General features: G+C 46.0%; 12 protein-coding genes. 8 read left to right on the forward strand and 4 right to left on the reverse strand.

All coding sequences use genetic code 11. The annotated features are described in order from the left end of the window. Positions 1-222: 222 nt before the first annotated feature. Positions 223-732, forward strand: a complete 510-nt coding sequence (locus tag ACFSRY_RS07795; RefSeq protein WP_377504966.1) for a hypothetical protein — start codon at positions 223-225, stop codon at positions 730-732. An 87-nt stretch (positions 733-819) separates the two neighbouring features. Here ACFSRY_RS07795 and dnaA read toward each other — a convergent pair whose 3' ends face one another. From dnaA to ACFSRY_RS07815, 4 genes are all read right to left on the reverse strand, one after another. Continuing rightward, positions 820-2,244, reverse strand: coding sequence for a chromosomal replication initiator protein DnaA (dnaA, locus tag ACFSRY_RS07800; RefSeq protein ID WP_377504971.1), 1,425 nt, complete (start codon positions 2,242-2,244; stop codon positions 820-822). 107 nt (positions 2,245-2,351) lie between these two features. After that, entirely contained in the window at positions 2,352-3,284 is a 933-nt protein-coding gene (locus ACFSRY_RS07805) for a bifunctional metallophosphatase/5'-nucleotidase (protein WP_377504974.1), read from the reverse strand. 14 nt (positions 3,285-3,298) lie between these two features. Continuing rightward, entirely contained in the window at positions 3,299-4,054 is a 756-nt protein-coding gene (locus ACFSRY_RS07810; RefSeq protein ID WP_377504977.1) for a 5'-nucleotidase C-terminal domain-containing protein, read from the reverse strand. 329 nt (positions 4,055-4,383) lie between these two features. Further along, entirely contained in the window at positions 4,384-5,703 is a 1,320-nt protein-coding gene (locus ACFSRY_RS07815) for an amidohydrolase (RefSeq protein ID WP_377504980.1), read from the reverse strand. A gap of 133 nt (positions 5,704-5,836) precedes the next feature. On the opposite strand from ACFSRY_RS07815, the gene ACFSRY_RS07820 reads away from it, so the two are divergent. From ACFSRY_RS07820 to ACFSRY_RS07850, 7 genes are all read left to right on the forward strand, one after another. Beyond that, on the forward strand, positions 5,837-6,196 hold the full coding sequence (locus ACFSRY_RS07820) for a YkvA family protein (RefSeq protein WP_377504983.1): 360 nt from the start codon (positions 5,837-5,839) through the stop codon (positions 6,194-6,196). Positions 6,197-6,284: 88 nt separating this feature from the next. Then, positions 6,285-8,147 carry a methylmalonyl-CoA mutase family protein gene (locus ACFSRY_RS07825; protein ID WP_377504986.1) on the forward strand — a complete coding sequence of 621 codons (1,863 nt, stop codon included), beginning with the start codon at positions 6,285-6,287 and terminating at the stop codon, positions 8,145-8,147. Beyond that, positions 8,148-8,588, forward strand: a complete 441-nt coding sequence (locus ACFSRY_RS07830; RefSeq protein ID WP_377504990.1) for a YybH family protein — start codon at positions 8,148-8,150, stop codon at positions 8,586-8,588. It begins immediately after the preceding gene. An 87-nt stretch (positions 8,589-8,675) separates the two neighbouring features. Beyond that, positions 8,676-10,820: a methylmalonyl-CoA mutase gene (gene scpA, locus ACFSRY_RS07835; protein WP_377504993.1), complete on the forward strand. Its 2,145-nt coding sequence runs from the start codon at positions 8,676-8,678 to the stop codon at positions 10,818-10,820. A gap of 165 nt (positions 10,821-10,985) precedes the next feature. Beyond that, a complete protein-coding gene (locus ACFSRY_RS07840) occupies positions 10,986-11,381 on the forward strand; it encodes a hypothetical protein (RefSeq protein WP_377504996.1) in 396 nt (131 codons plus the stop codon). Positions 11,382-11,448: 67 nt separating this feature from the next. Beyond that, the gene (gene treF, locus ACFSRY_RS07845; protein ID WP_377504999.1) at positions 11,449-13,071 is read left to right on the forward strand and encodes an alpha,alpha-trehalase TreF; all 1,623 of its coding nucleotides are present in this window, start codon (positions 11,449-11,451) and stop codon (positions 13,069-13,071) included. Positions 13,072-13,353: 282 nt separating this feature from the next. Beyond that, entirely contained in the window at positions 13,354-14,496 is a 1,143-nt protein-coding gene (locus tag ACFSRY_RS07850; protein ID WP_377505002.1) for a YncE family protein, read from the forward strand. Positions 14,497-14,543 lie beyond the last annotated feature (47 nt).

The following is a 14,543-nucleotide window of genomic DNA, read 5'->3' on the forward strand; positions in this document are numbered from 1 at the left end:
ACTAATTTCAGGTATCCTACAGACTACAATAGTTGCTTGATAAGGCCTTTCAGCTATGCCCGTTACCTACCTTTTTGTGCTCACGCTCATACCCATCTAAACCAGGTTTCAAAAATAAATGAACCAAAGGGAACAATGCGGAAGGCTTTCGTAAAAGAATAAATCATTATATTGCGGTAAGGTTATCTTCTAACCGCTGATGTTTTACCAAAATCTTTAAAAATGGCAGTATCTGGTAGTAGTGCGCGATCTACTTTAATCGTACAACTAAGCCCAACTCGTAGTGCAAAACTCTCTTTTACCGTACAGATTATACTAACGCTTTTCTGGTTAGCATGGGCTAGCATGCTACTTGTTACTGATACTCCGACAAGCGATCAAAACTACCTATACTATATCTTCTTCGCACTTGCACTCATATTTTTTATGTATGTTGTGCTGCAAAATACATCCATCTTTGGGGTACAATCTTACATCGAAGTAACACCTCAGTATATTGTGCAGAAGTCTGGAGTATTTCGAACAAAGCACATTGTCTCTATCTCTGATATAGACTCCTTGCATATTTCTCCGCTTGCACTACGCATTAACCTGCACGATGGCTCAAAGGTGTACCTTGACCTGAAGCAGGTGCGGAAAAAACGTGATCTTAACAAGATTAAAACTAAAGTAAAAGAGCTTGCTTCCTCCAATGGCTTTGCTCTGTCGGAATCTTTAAGCAACAGACCTTAAATAAATAAGATACCCAATAAAAAGAGCAGCCATACTTTGATAAGAAGTATGGCTGCTCTTTTTATTGGGTATCTTAGGCAGGTTCTATTAACCTGCTTTTGATTTAAACTTCTTCTGAAGCTCCTGAATGCTGGCTTTGAATTTTTTGTCTGTGTCAATAAGGTCAGAAACTGTTTGCACGGAGTGAATAACCGTACTGTGGTCACGGCCCCCAAAGTGATAACCAATTGACTTAAGAGAGTGACTTGTAAACTCCTTAGCAAAGTACATAGCTACCTGGCGTGCCGTTACGATTTCTTTCTTACGGGTCTTAGCTTTCAGTGAGTCCAGACTCACCTGAAAGTATTCAGCTACAGTTTTTTGGATGAAGTCAAGGTTAACCTCTGTCTCTACATCCTCAATGATATGCTTCAGGGCCTGCTTGGCAAGCTCCAAATCAATTTCCTTCCTGTTAAGGGATGACTGCGCAATTAAAGAGATAAGCACCCCCTCTAACTCACGCACATTGGTATCCACGCTGTAAGCAAGATACTCTACTACATTGTCAGGAATATCAATACCATCTCCCTGCATCTTTTTCTGGATAATGGCCATACGAGTTTCGAAGTCCGGGCTCTGCAGGTCGGCTGTTAGGCCCCACTTAAAGCGGGACAATAGTCGCTCCTCCAGTCCTTTCAGATCACGTGGCGGACAGTCAGAAGTCATCACAATCTGCTTGCCTGATTGGTGCAAGTGATTAAAGATGTGGAAAAACATCTCCTGTGTCTTTTCTTTCCCACTCAGGAACTGTACATCGTCGATGATCAGGATATCTACCAGGAGGTAGAAGTTTGCAAAGTCCTGCACGTTATTCGTCTTCAGGGATTCAATGAACTGGTTCACGAATTTCTCTGACGAAACGTAGAGCACAAACTTCTCTGGATTACTATTCTTTATCTGGTTTCCGATAGCCTGTACCAGGTGTGTTTTACCCAGTCCTACACCACCGTAAACCATGAGCGGGTTAAAAGATGTGGTTCCCGGCTTGTTTGCTACGGCATAGCCCGCAGAACGTGCCAAGCGGTTACAGTCACCTTCAATATAGTTCTCAAAAGTATAGGTCGGGTTCAGCTGCGAGTTCAGGAAGTTCCGGTCAATTGTCTTCGACTCGAACGGACTCTTGATGAAGCTTTGTTCTGGCTTGTAAGAATTAACTACAGCCTGAGGAATCTTCTTTGTTGGGATGTTTACTGTCTGAGGCTTGTTTACCTCGTTACCACGATCCACAATAATTGAATATTCCAGTCTTCCCTCGCTACCGAGTTCCTGATAGATGACTTTCTTTAGAAGCTGCACATAGTGCTCCTCAAGCCATTCGTAAAAGAACTGGCTGGGCACTTGTATTGTCAGTACGCCGTCGCGCAGGGTAACAGGCTTAATTGGCTCAAACCAAGTCTTAAAACTTTGCTCGCCAATGTTTTCCTTAATCACCTGCAGGCAGTTACTCCATACAGTAGAACAGTCTTTAATCATCCAATTTTCCAAAACACACTAAGATTCGTTTGGTGAAACAAACCTCTCCTTTTATCGGTAGGGGGTTACAAATTTGCTTAATTATATGTAAACAAAAAATTATTTTTTCACGAAGTTGTTACAGGTGTGTTTACCGGAACCAGTGCAGTTCTCACATCTGTCCTTTTCTTGGATTTTCGGTTAAAACTAAAGTCTATTCTGCCCAGGAAAATGCCGGACCACCCCACCTGGTTAATCAAGGTTTCGTGGCCGCTATCGTGCAATATAGCAGTAGGTTGATCCAGGAAAGTATGGGTATGGGCACCAAGGATGAGGTCGATACCCTGCACCTGCTGTGCCAGCTTTACATCATCAATTTTTTCATCCTCATATTTGTAGCCTAAATGTGAAAGGCAGACAACGAGGTTACACTTCTGATTCACACGCAGCTCCTGCACCATTTCTTTTGCCACAGCAACCGGATCAAGGTATACAGTCTGCTCAAAATTATTTTTGGCAACCAAGCCATCCAACTCTATACCTAAGCCAAACACACCAATCCGGACTCCCTGCTTTTCGAACACCTTGTAGGGCTCGAAGCGATTCTTCAGAATGGTATTGGAGAAGTCGTAGTTGGCTGTAACGAATGGGAAATCAGCAAAGGGCAACATCTTCTCCAGCCCCCTCAGGCCATTATCTAAATCATGATTACCAAGTGTGGCCGCATCATACTTCATCTGGCTCATCAGCTTAAACTCAAGTTCACCGCCAAAGAAGTTGAAGTAAGGTGTCCCCTGCCAGATATCCCCAGAATCCAGCAACAGCACATTGGGTTCCTCCTTCCTGATCTGCTCTATCAGAGTAGCACGCTTTGCCATTCCCCCCATGCCGCCATACTTTCGTCCGTCATCCGGGAAAGGTTCAATGCGCGAGTGCTGATCGTTGGTATGCAGAATAGTTAAATTTATAGTTTGAGCAGCCTCTGCAGCAAATGGCACACCTAGTAAGCTAATACCAGCCGCCCCTACTGCTGTTGTTCTTAAAAAGTCTCTTCTTTTCATGTCAGGTATTTGCGTTAAGGGAGAATGATAACTCTTTGGGTGGTATCAGCACCAATTGGCTGACCTTTGGCAGTAAGTTCACGGATGTGCTCCATAATGGCATCACGCATCATAATACCCACTTTCTCTGATTTAATGGCTCTTTTGAATACACCCAGGTTGTCTCCCCCACCAGCAAGGTAATCGGAAGTTACAATGTTATAATTCTGGGTCGGATCAAAAGGTTTGTCACCTATTTTGATGTTAATAGCCTTTTCATCTTTCACGGTATAAGTAGCATTTGCTATAGGCGCATATTTTGCCTCAGCTGCAATATTAAAGAACTCCTGCACATCCTGCCCTTTTAAAGTCAATACCACCAGCTCATTCTCAAAAGGCATGAGTTCAAATATATTGCCAACACTCACGGCTCCAAGAGGAATCGGCACACGTAATCCTCCGTTGGTTGTGGTGGCTAAGTCTATTGGCCCTTTGTAGCGCTCCCTTGCCTCCTCCAGCATCAGGTCTACCACAAAATTTCCAAGCGGCGACTGATAATCAGCTTTACCAAGAACAACAGGCGCATTGCCTATTATTTCCGACATTTTAGTGGTAACTTCTTTCTTATAAGGCTCGATCTGCTCTGCCAGCTTTGGGTCTTCCGGAATATATTTAGCTACAGGAACATCTGTGGTTTCAAGCGTGGGCGAGGCTACCCAGGTGCGCTGGCAGGCTACAAAACTGAGTAGAAGCAGCAAGCCTGCTACACTCTTTGTTAAATTTTGCTTCATTGGTTTGTGTAAAGTCTGGGTATAAAGTTACCAGCCTCTTCAACAGCAACAAAATTCAGTAAGTTCTAACTGATAAGATTCATCAAAGTAAATCAAGTTGAAATAGACTAGTTGTTATTTATTAATCCGATGGATGAAGGATCATCAGTTTAGTAGAAGAACCGAGACAAGAACACTTATACAATATCCAATCCTGATTGGAAAACACTGCAGGTTAGAGGCATCTGCACAATTTTGGATCAAGCGGTAAATAAGTCTAAAACAAGTTTTTTGACATAAAGCGATAAAGGCAGCACTGAGGCTGCCTTTATCGTGAAGTAAAGCGGGATTTATTTCTTCCCTTTGCTCTCCATGTAGTTCAAAGTCAGGTTTGTCAGGGTCTTAACCCCTAGCTTCATCCCACTTTCATCCACAAAGAAATCCGGGGTGTGGTGTGCTGGGGCCGTGGCAGGATCCTGCCCCTTCGGCATCCCTCCAACAAACAGGTACAGGCCCGGAATCTTCTGCTGGTAATAGGCAAAATCTTCTGCACCTGTCATAGCATTCATCAGCACAACATTGTCCTGACCGGCCACTGACTGTAATGTAGGCAGCATCTTGTTGGTCAAAGCAGGATCATTATAGGTAACAGGGGCCATTTCAGTGATTTCTACTTCCGCAGTTGCTCCGGCACTTTCAGCGATCTTAGTAGCTGTCAGCCTGATCTTTTCATGTATCTTCTTCTGCATCTCCGTATCCAGGGTACGAATGGTACCCTCCATCTGCACCTCTTCCGGAATGATGTTGTTTCGCACTCCACCATGAATCATACCTACAGTAATAACTGCGGCGTCTTCAGTCAATTCTGTTTGCCTGCTGATAATAGTCTGAAGGCCATAAATGATCTGCGACGACACCACAATTGGGTCAACGCCGTTCCATGGGCTGGCACCGTGTACCTGCTTACCCTTCACCTTAATGCGGAAGACATCGGCAGCAGCCATGATACCACCTGGCCTGTATTTAAGGGTTCCTACTTCTGTCTGGGAGTTGATGTGTAACCCAAAGATTACTTCAGGCTTTGGCCCCTTCTCAAGAACCCCCTCCCTCACCATCAGCGAAGCACCGCCTTCTTCGCCGGCCGGGGCTCCTTCTTCTGCTGGTTGAAATATAAACTTTACTGTTCCTTTCAGATCTTTCTGCATACTTGCCAACACCTCGGCAGCGCCTAGTAACATAGCAATATGTGTGTCGTGGCCACAGGCATGCATTACACCAACTTCCTGCTTATTGTATTCTCCTTTTGCTTTAGAGGCAAAAGGAAGATCGGCACGCTCTGTTACAGGTAGGGCATCAATATCAGCTCTAAGAGCTACCACAGGTCCAGGCTTGCCTCCTTTCAGTATGCCAACCACACCGGTTTTAGCTATACCTGTCTCTACTTCAATTCCCAGCTTTTTAAGATCCTGCGCTATCCGCTCCGCTGTTTTTACCTCACGGTTGCTTAACTCCGGGTTCTCGTGATAATAGCGGCGGCACTCTATTACCTTAGGCTCTATCTTATCTGCCATGGCATTTGCACGGGCTGTTAGCTTACTTTCCTGGGCAATGGCTGGTGCCGTAAACATGCTAAGGCCCAGTGCGGCAAGTATAAATTGATGCTTTTTCATATCTGTTTCTGTAAGTTGTTGGATGAAGATAATAAATTAAGATGATTGTTTGTACAGAAAACTCAGTTCTGCTGCCCAACATCAATTCACCCCCTTTCCCGTACAACCTACCATGCTTCGTAAATGGAAAGAAATGGTCAGGAAACTGAAAGAGGATGTGTACACCTTATACCTTGCATCCCGTGATCCACGTATTCCTTTCGCAGCCAAGGTTGTTTTGGTCATTACCGTTGCCTACGCCTTCAGCCCAATAGATCTGATACCGGACTTCATTCCAATTCTTGGTTACCTCGATGATCTGCTGATACTGCCGTTAGGAATATGGCTATCTATAAAGCTGATTCCTGCGCCTGTACTGCTCCATTACCGCCAGAAGGCTAAGGAACAGATGATGCAGCGCAGGCCGAATTACATTATGGCGGCAGTTATTGTCATCATCTGGCTACTTATTGGCTATTGGGTATACCAGGCGTATGTAGACCGTATTGACTAAACATAGCAACTATCCAATATAGCAAGCGGCGCAGTTACATGATAAGGTTTAAAATTCTATCTTTACAAGAAATTAGAGCACAAGTATAATGACGGAAGAGCAGCAAAATCCGCAGCCACTTTTTGCGGAGTTCACCCCTGCCGGCGGCGGTCAACCGCTTTCCACGGCAGCTGATTGGGAACAGAAAGCGTTGAAAGACCTGCGCGGCACCCCCCTTGAAAGTCTTACATGGCATACCTACGAAGGCATTGATGTAAAACCATATTACACCCGCGAAGATATATCCAGCCTGCCTTTTGTTCAGCAGAAGCCCGGAGACTTTCCTTTTTTGAGAGGCCGCAAGACAAGCGACAATTCATGGCAGAACATCCAGCAAATTGAGGTGAAAGGGAGTGGCAGACATGCCATTGAAAAAGCTGCAGATGCTTTGCAAAGAGGCGCAGATGGTATTCATTTTATCATACATAACCCTGAGTTATTCGAAGTTGCTTACCTGGTAAGAAGTGTTGACCTTACAAAGCATACCGTCAGTTATACCTTAAAGGAGCAACCAGATAATTTCCTGCGTCACCTTTACAATGAACTGAAGGATTGTCAACTGTCACACCTAAACCTGAAAGGCTTTGTAAGCTTCGATCCTATCACGATCAAGAGCACCATCACACACGAAGAGAAGAAAGCAATTATCCAGGTACTGGACCTGACAAAAGAAAGCCCCGACCTGTACGGCATAACCGTTAGCGGGACCAGCTTCTCCAGCATAGGAGCTTCTGTTACACAGGAGATAGCTTATACATTAAGTGCCGCTGTGGCTTATGTCGACAGGCTGACGGATGCTGGCGAGCCACTGGAATCAGTTTTGCGAAATATCCAGTTTCATATGGCTTCCGGCACAAACTATTTCTTTGAAATAGTCAAGCTCCGTGTACTGCGCCTGCTGTGGTCAACCATTGTGGAGGCATATAAAGCAGAGCCGGGCATGGCTGCTTATCTGCGCATCCACAGCTCAACCTCCAGCTGGTATCAAACTACGCTTGACCCCTATGTGAACATGCTGAGAACTACTACAGAGGCAATGGCTGCCGTTATTTCAGGCTGCAATTCCTTAGCAGTTTTGCCGTTCGACAGCACCTTTAAACATTCTGAAGAGTTTTCGGAGCGCATTGCCCGTAACGTGTCGATCATCCTGAAAGAAGAGGCATATTTAGACAAAGCCATTGACCCTGCCGCAGGTTCTTATTACCTGGAGTCGCTTACGAATGAGCTGGCACAGAAATCATGGGATCTTTTCCAGGAAGTAGAAAAACAGGGGGGCTTTGAGGAAGCATACAAAAGTGGATTTATACTTGGCAGTATAACGGAAGTAAGCCGCAGGAAATTCAGGAACATCGCCACTGGCCGCGATGTGTTGGTGGGCACCAACAAATATCCTAACCCAAAAGAGCAAATAAACTTTGACCCGGAGGAGCTGATCCAAAGTTCGGAGTTTGATACTACGCGCGCTGCATACCCTACCGAGGTCATGCGAATGGCTACGGAACTTCACCTTCGCAAAGCAAACCGTAAACCTAAAGTTATCATTGCAGTTATAGGCGAGGCTGTGCAAAGACATGTGAATGCCACTTTTGCGCAGGAGTTTTTTACCTGTGTCGGCTTTGAGACGGAAGTTGTCCAATACCCTACTGTAGAGACTGCATCAGAAGAAATAGATAAAGCATCAGCAGAAGTACTGGTCGTATCATCTTCCGAGGCTGCTTATGTGCGTGAGTTCGGACCCAGACTTCGAAACCACCATGCTAAGCCTACCATCATCCTTGCTGATAACCCACAGCACATGAAGGAGGAAATGATAGACAATGGCTATGATGAGTTTATTTTCGAAGACTGCGACATGTCTACTATCATGAACGTGATCCATAAGAAGCTTCACGGAGACGGTAACCAAGACTAAATGAAGCTTATACTCTTAAATATTTTAATAATGGCCCTTGCAGCAACACTTTCCTCTTTTGTGACTCCCAGAACTACTGCTGAAAAAGAAGTAGTAAAGGCCCTAGAAGGGCAGATAAAAGCATGGAACAAAGGCGACCTGGAGACAGCGATGACTTTTTACTTCAACTCACCTGAAATGCTTTGGGTGAGCAAAAGTGGTGTGGAGCGTGGCTACCAGGAGGTGCTGGAAGTATTCCGTTCTGATTTTACAGATAGCAGCACCATGGGCGTTTACAGTTACGAGCCGCTCCACATAGAGCAGGTATCACCTGAGGCAGTATATTTCGTATTTCGCTGGAAAATTGAATTAGATGGGAAGCACCTGATGGGAGGTGTGTCGTCCCAGATCTGGAAGAAGAAAGATGGTCGCTGGGTGGTAACCTCAGAGCACGCGAGTTAGATTTTAAATTGAAGATGAGAAGATTTGAAGACGAATTATACTAGTATACGATTCATAACTCGTCATTCATAATTGATAATTAAACACATGAAGCCTGACTTTTCTAAAATAGACATAAATAAAGTTGCTTCGGCAGAGCATGGCCCCAAAGACCCAATGCAGCCAAAGACATGGAAAACGCCGGAGCAGATAGAGGTAAAAACATTTTACACTTCTGAAGATGCCAGGCACTTCGAGCATCTCGATTTTGCAGCAGGTCTTCCGCCCTACCTGCGTGGCCCTTACAGCACCATGTATGTACAGAAGCCATGGACTATCCGTCAGTATGCCGGCTTCTCCACAGCTGAGGAATCTAATGCCTTCTATCGTCGTAACCTGGCAGGTGGGCAGAAAGGGCTTTCCGTAGCTTTTGACCTGGCCACGCATCGCGGCTATGACTCAGACCATCCTCGTGTGGAGGGAGATGTGGGTAAAGCCGGTGTAGCCATCGACTCCGTGGAAGACATGAAGATCTTGTTTGACCAGATACCGCTGGATCAGATGTCTGTTTCTATGACGATGAACGGAGCTGTGCTACCGATCATGGCCTTTTACATTGTAGCTGCCGAAGAGCAGGGTGTGAAGCCGGAACAGCTAAGCGGAACCATTCAGAATGATATCCTGAAGGAGTTCATGGTGCGCAACACCTACATCTATCCGCCGGAGCCAAGCATGAAGATCATCGCCGACATCTTCGAGTACACCTCCAAAAAGATGCCGCGCTTTAACTCTATCTCCATCTCGGGATACCACATGCAGGAAGCCGGCGCCACGGCAGACATTGAGCTGGCCTATACCCTGGCAGATGGCCTGGAGTATGTGCGCACTGGTCTTAAAGCAGGGATGGACATTGATGATTTTGCCCCGCGCCTGTCATTCTTCTGGGCCATCGGCATGAACCACTTTATGGAAATTGCCAAAATGCGTGCAGCCCGTATGCTATGGGCTAAGCTCATCAATCAATTTAACCCGAAGAACCCGAAATCGCTGGCACTGCGCACGCACTGCCAAACATCCGGCTGGAGCTTGACTGAGCAGGACCCGTTCAATAACGTAACCCGTACGTGCGTAGAGGCCCTGGCAGCTGCCTTAGGTGGCACCCAAAGTTTACACACTAACGCACTGGATGAGGCCATTGCTCTGCCAACTGATTTCTCGGCTCGTATTGCGCGTAACACCCAGATATACCTGCAGCAGGAAACAAACATAACTAAGGTAGTAGACCCATGGGGTGGCTCTTATTATGTGGAGGCGCTGACGCATGAGATTGCGCACAAAGCCTGGGCACTGATGCAGGAAGTAGAGGAACTAGGCGGTATGGCCAAAGCGATTGAGACGGGCCTGCCGAAAATGCGCATAGAAGAGGCTGCAGCCCGTAAACAGGCGCGCATTGACTCGGGCAAAGACATTATTGTAGGCGTAAACAAGTATAAGCCGGAGCAGGAGCAGGAAATCGAGATCCTGGACATTGATAACACTGCCGTTCGTGAGGCACAATTGCGCCGCCTGGCCAGTATAAAAGAAACACGCGACGAAGGAAGCGTACTGAATGCACTACAGGCATTAACAGATGCGGCACAGTCAGGGGTGGGTAACCTGCTGGATTTAGCCGTAGAGGCAGCACGACGAAGAGCTACCTTAGGCGAAATATCAGATGCATTGGAGAAAGTATATGGAAGACATAAAGCTGTGATCAGGTCTATATCAGGAATTTACTCTGCTGAGCTCTCGGATGATGATAACTTTGCCCGTGCAAAAGCTTTAGCTGATCAGTTTGAGGCGCTGGAAGGCCGCAGACCACGGATCATGGTAGCTAAAATGGGTCAGGACGGACATGACCGTGGGTCTAAAGTGATCGCCACCTCTTTTGCCGATCTTGGCTTTGATGTGGACATTGGACCTTTGTTTCAAACTCCAGGCGAAGTAGCCATGCAAGCTGCTGAAAACGATGTACACGTTGTTGGAGTGTCTTCGCTGGCAGCCGGTCATAAGACACTGGTACCACAACTTATCGAAGAACTCCGCAAGTTGGGTCGTGAGGATATCATGGTGATTGTTGGCGGTGTGATCCCGGCACAGGATTATGACTTCCTGTTCAAGGCCGGGGCAGAAGGAGTGTTTGGTCCTGGTACTATCATCTCAGTAGCAGCTCAGAATATCCTGGAGAAGCTGATAAAGCAGGTACAAGATTAGGAATCATGATATATTAAATCCACTAAAAGCCACAGCTTACTTATTTCAGCTGTGGCTTTTCCTTTTCCACGGGCTTCGTATTATATTTATTATTCATTTCTATCTGTAAGCCTAAGCAGGGCAGAACTAACACAACCGAGGCATAGACGTTTTATCTCTACTATTATGAAACTAAAACACATCCTGATACTTGTTTCTGTCCTCCTCGTCGCCTGGTTTGTTTATGATACTTTATCCATACCTGGCCCGGATGACTTAGAGGGAGATTTTGAGGAAGTGGCGATGTATCGCAATGAAAATAACACTGGCCCTATCGTAAGGATATATGCTGTTACTGTTGCAGATACGCTATGGGAGCAGATGCGAACCTATGGAGATTACATGCCTCATACTAAGTATGGTAACACAAAGGTTTATTTCTTTTTGAAGGATAAACCTGCACCAACAAGAGTGAGTCCCGGAGAAGAAAACATTGAGGCACGATTTCAAGAATATACTGTAGCCAAATATGAAAAAGATGCGATGGGGCAGGTTTCATTTGTGCGGTATACTCAGGAATAGTATACTTGACACTTTGCTACCGCATTGCGTATGAGTAGGCAGTCACTCACACAAAATCAAGTGAAGTATGAAGTATACTTATTGCACCTTAAAGCTTTACCTCCTGCTACTTTTACCTCTCACCCTTATCTTGCAGCCAGCACAGGCGCAGCAGTTATACCGGCCGGCAAAGGATCTGGGTGAACTGTTTGAGCATGTGCAGTTGCAGCACGTTTTTCAGGATTCTAAGACGTTTCCGGATTGTGTGCCCCTGTCTGACCCAGACAAGATCGTGTACGAATACCGGCAGCAGCGGAACAGGCCCGGCTTCATTTTAAAAGAATTTGTACTAGAACATTTCGAATTACCACCACAGCCGGCAACAGGTTTTACCACCGATTCCAGCCACTCTGTAACAGAGCATATAGAACGTTTATGGCCTGTGCTTACGCGGACACCCGATGACGCCGGAGGCTCACTGATACCATTACCGCACGCTTATATTGTACCGGGAGGCCGTTTTCGGGAAATCTACTACTGGGACAGCTTCTTTACCATGCTTGGCCTGCAGGTCAGTGATGAGACAGAGCTAATACAAAACATGGTAGACAACTTTACCCACCTCATTCAAACGGTAGGGCACATCCCGAATGGTAACCGGACATACTATCTTAGCCGGTCACAGCCTCCATTCTATGCGCTCATGCTACGTGTGCTGGCACAACAGAAAGGCCGGGAGGTATTATCAAAGTATGCTCCTGCTCTCAAAAAAGAGTATGAGTTCTGGATGGAAGGAGCCGAAACCCTGACTGCTGCCAACCCTACGCACCGCCGTGTGGTACGCATGCCGGATGGCAGCATCCTGAACAGGTACTGGGATGACAGACCTGAGCCTAGGCCAGAGTCATACATTGAAGATGTGGAACTGGCAGAACAATCTGGCAGAAACCCGGAAGAGATTTACCGGGATATCAGAGCGGCAGCAGAATCCGGGTGGGATTTTAGCAGCCGTTGGTTTGCTGACGGTAAAAGCATCAGCACCATCCAGACAACCAACCTTATTCCAGTAGACCTGAATTCCCTGCTTTATCACATGGAGTTAACACTTCAGGAAATGGCGGTGCTGGCGGGTAATAAAGAGGAGGCCCGCAGGTATGAAAAACTGGCAAAAGCACGACGTGATGCGGTGCTAAAGTATAACTGGAATGACAAAGACAACTTCTTTTATGACTACAACTTTGTAAAGAAAGCAACAACAGATATTCCTACATTGGCTTCTGTTTACCCGCTTTATTTTAACATGGTAAAGCGTAAGCCTGCCGCAGCGGTAGCTAAAAAAATAGCGTCTCATTTCCTGCGTCCTGGCGGAGTTGTTACCACACTTAACCATTCCGGGCAGCAGTGGGATGCACCAAACGGCTGGGCTCCTTTGCAATGGATGACGATTCAGGCGTTCCGTAACTATGGTTTCGAAGATCTCGCTAATACCATTGCTAAGAATTGGGTTCTCCTAAATGAAGATGTGTACCAGGTAACAGGCAAGCTGATGGAGAAGTACAATGTGGAAGACCTGACCTTAGACGCTGGCGGCGGCGAATACCCTAACCAGGATGGATTCGGCTGGACCAACGGAGTTTTGTTAAAGCTACTTTCGGAGTATCCTGCCCTTTACAGATTAACTGAACAGGAGGCGGCTGCGCAGAAGGAATAGCATACCTTTCCCATAAATCCTTGGCTTACTGTATAAATGTCTCCTGAATCCACCACAGGCGACACGAATGAAACCGGACCAGACACGGCTCATGTCAACGATGTTCTTAGCGGAGACACAACAGGAGCAGCACAGTAGGAATACCATACCAAAAATCTAAAAGCGGAAAGCAGGCAAAGTCCTGCTTTCCGCTTTTTGTCACAGCACCTTAATTTCCTTCTGCTCAAAATCCTTGGCACTGCATTTGTACTTTCAGCTGTCAACAGACGTTTAGCTATAGTTATGAAACAACTTAAACACTTAGCAGCAGTAGCTTTATTCACTTTTAGTGGCTTTACCACCTTTGCCCAGGGAGAGAAAAATAACTGGTACTTCGGTAAAGGCGCAGGTATGATATTTTCAGGCGACACTGCTCAGGCTACCTCCAGCCGATTGTTTACTGAAGAAGGAAGTGCAGTTTGGTCTGATAAAGATGGTAATCTTGTGTTATACACTAACGGTATCACGGTTTGGAACCGTGATCATAAAGTAATGCCCAACGGAAACGGCCTGATGGGTGGAAAATCTTCCACACAGTCTGCCCTTATACTTCCAAAACCAGGCAGCGACAACATTTACTACATCTTCACCACAGATATTCAGGCACAGTCTGATGGTCTTCGCTACAGCATCGTGGATATGAATAAAGATAACGGCAAGGGTGATCTGGTGTATAAAAACAACTTCATAATTGCTCCGGCCACTGAGAAGCTTACAGCAGTTAAGCATAGTAACGGACGTGATTGGTGGGTACTTGCTCACCGGTGGAACAGCAACGGGTACATGGCTTTCCTGATAAATGATGAAGGCGTTACCACACAGCCGGTCATGAGTATGGTAGGCACCGTTCACGGAGGCCCTAATCGGAAGGCAATAGGCTATTTAGTTCCTTCCCCAGACGGTACTCGCCTGGCAGCGGCTTTATGGAATGACGACAGCAACTTTGAAATCTTAAAATTCGACAGGTCTACTGGTAAAGTGTCTGACCCTATTCTTCTTAAAGGCTTTTCAGAGGCTTATGGTGTAGCCTTTTCACCGGACGGCAGCAAACTATATGGTACTACTTACGGGAAGGAAGACGGCAAAGGACAAGTTGTACAGTTTGATCTGACTGCTGGGAATCAAGATGCAATAGCCAAATCTGCGGTAGTAGTAGGTGTTTCTGGCAGCCCTAAAGTTGGCGCTTTACAGCTCGGGCCGGATGGCAGAATTTATATGGCCAGGAAGGACAATTACTATCTTGGTGTCATTCATAACCCTAACCAAAAAGGAACAGCCAGTAATTATGTAGATAATGGCTTTCATTTGGGGAAACAAAAAAGTGACTTAGGCTTGCCTAATTTCCCACATTTACCAGCTTTCTCCAGAACCTCAACTTACAAATAACAGAAGTCAAAAGGTCCGGCCTGTTATAACAGGCCGGACCTTTTGAC

The sequence above is a fragment of the Pontibacter locisalis genome (assembly GCF_042684605.1).
Taxonomy (GTDB): Bacteria; Bacteroidota; Bacteroidia; order Cytophagales; family Hymenobacteraceae; genus Pontibacter; species Pontibacter locisalis.

Excerpts from the sequence above, each read along its gene's own strand:
- scpA (WP_377504993.1), top strand. The coding sequence starts at position 8,676 with ATGAAGCCTGACTTTTCTAAAATAGACATAAATAAAGTTGCTTCGGCA.
- ACFSRY_RS07815 (WP_377504980.1), bottom strand. The coding sequence starts at position 5,703 with ATGAAAAAGCATCAATTTATACTTGCCGCACTGGGCCTTAGCATGTTT.
- ACFSRY_RS07830 (WP_377504990.1), top strand. The coding sequence starts at position 8,148 with ATGAAGCTTATACTCTTAAATATTTTAATAATGGCCCTTGCAGCAACA.
- ACFSRY_RS07850 (WP_377505002.1), top strand. The coding sequence starts at position 13,354 with ATGAAACAACTTAAACACTTAGCAGCAGTAGCTTTATTCACTTTTAGT.
- ACFSRY_RS07805 (WP_377504974.1), bottom strand. The coding sequence starts at position 3,284 with ATGAAAAGAAGAGACTTTTTAAGAACAACAGCAGTAGGGGCGGCTGGT.
- ACFSRY_RS07825 (WP_377504986.1), top strand. The coding sequence starts at position 6,285 with ATGACGGAAGAGCAGCAAAATCCGCAGCCACTTTTTGCGGAGTTCACC.
- ACFSRY_RS07795 (WP_377504966.1), top strand. The coding sequence starts at position 223 with ATGGCAGTATCTGGTAGTAGTGCGCGATCTACTTTAATCGTACAACTA.
- dnaA (WP_377504971.1), bottom strand. The coding sequence starts at position 2,244 with ATGATTAAAGACTGTTCTACTGTATGGAGTAACTGCCTGCAGGTGATT.
- treF (WP_377504999.1), top strand. The coding sequence starts at position 11,449 with ATGAAGTATACTTATTGCACCTTAAAGCTTTACCTCCTGCTACTTTTA.
- ACFSRY_RS07840 (WP_377504996.1), top strand. The coding sequence starts at position 10,986 with ATGAAACTAAAACACATCCTGATACTTGTTTCTGTCCTCCTCGTCGCC.
- ACFSRY_RS07820 (WP_377504983.1), top strand. The coding sequence starts at position 5,837 with ATGGTCAGGAAACTGAAAGAGGATGTGTACACCTTATACCTTGCATCC.
- ACFSRY_RS07810 (WP_377504977.1), bottom strand. The coding sequence starts at position 4,054 with ATGAAGCAAAATTTAACAAAGAGTGTAGCAGGCTTGCTGCTTCTACTC.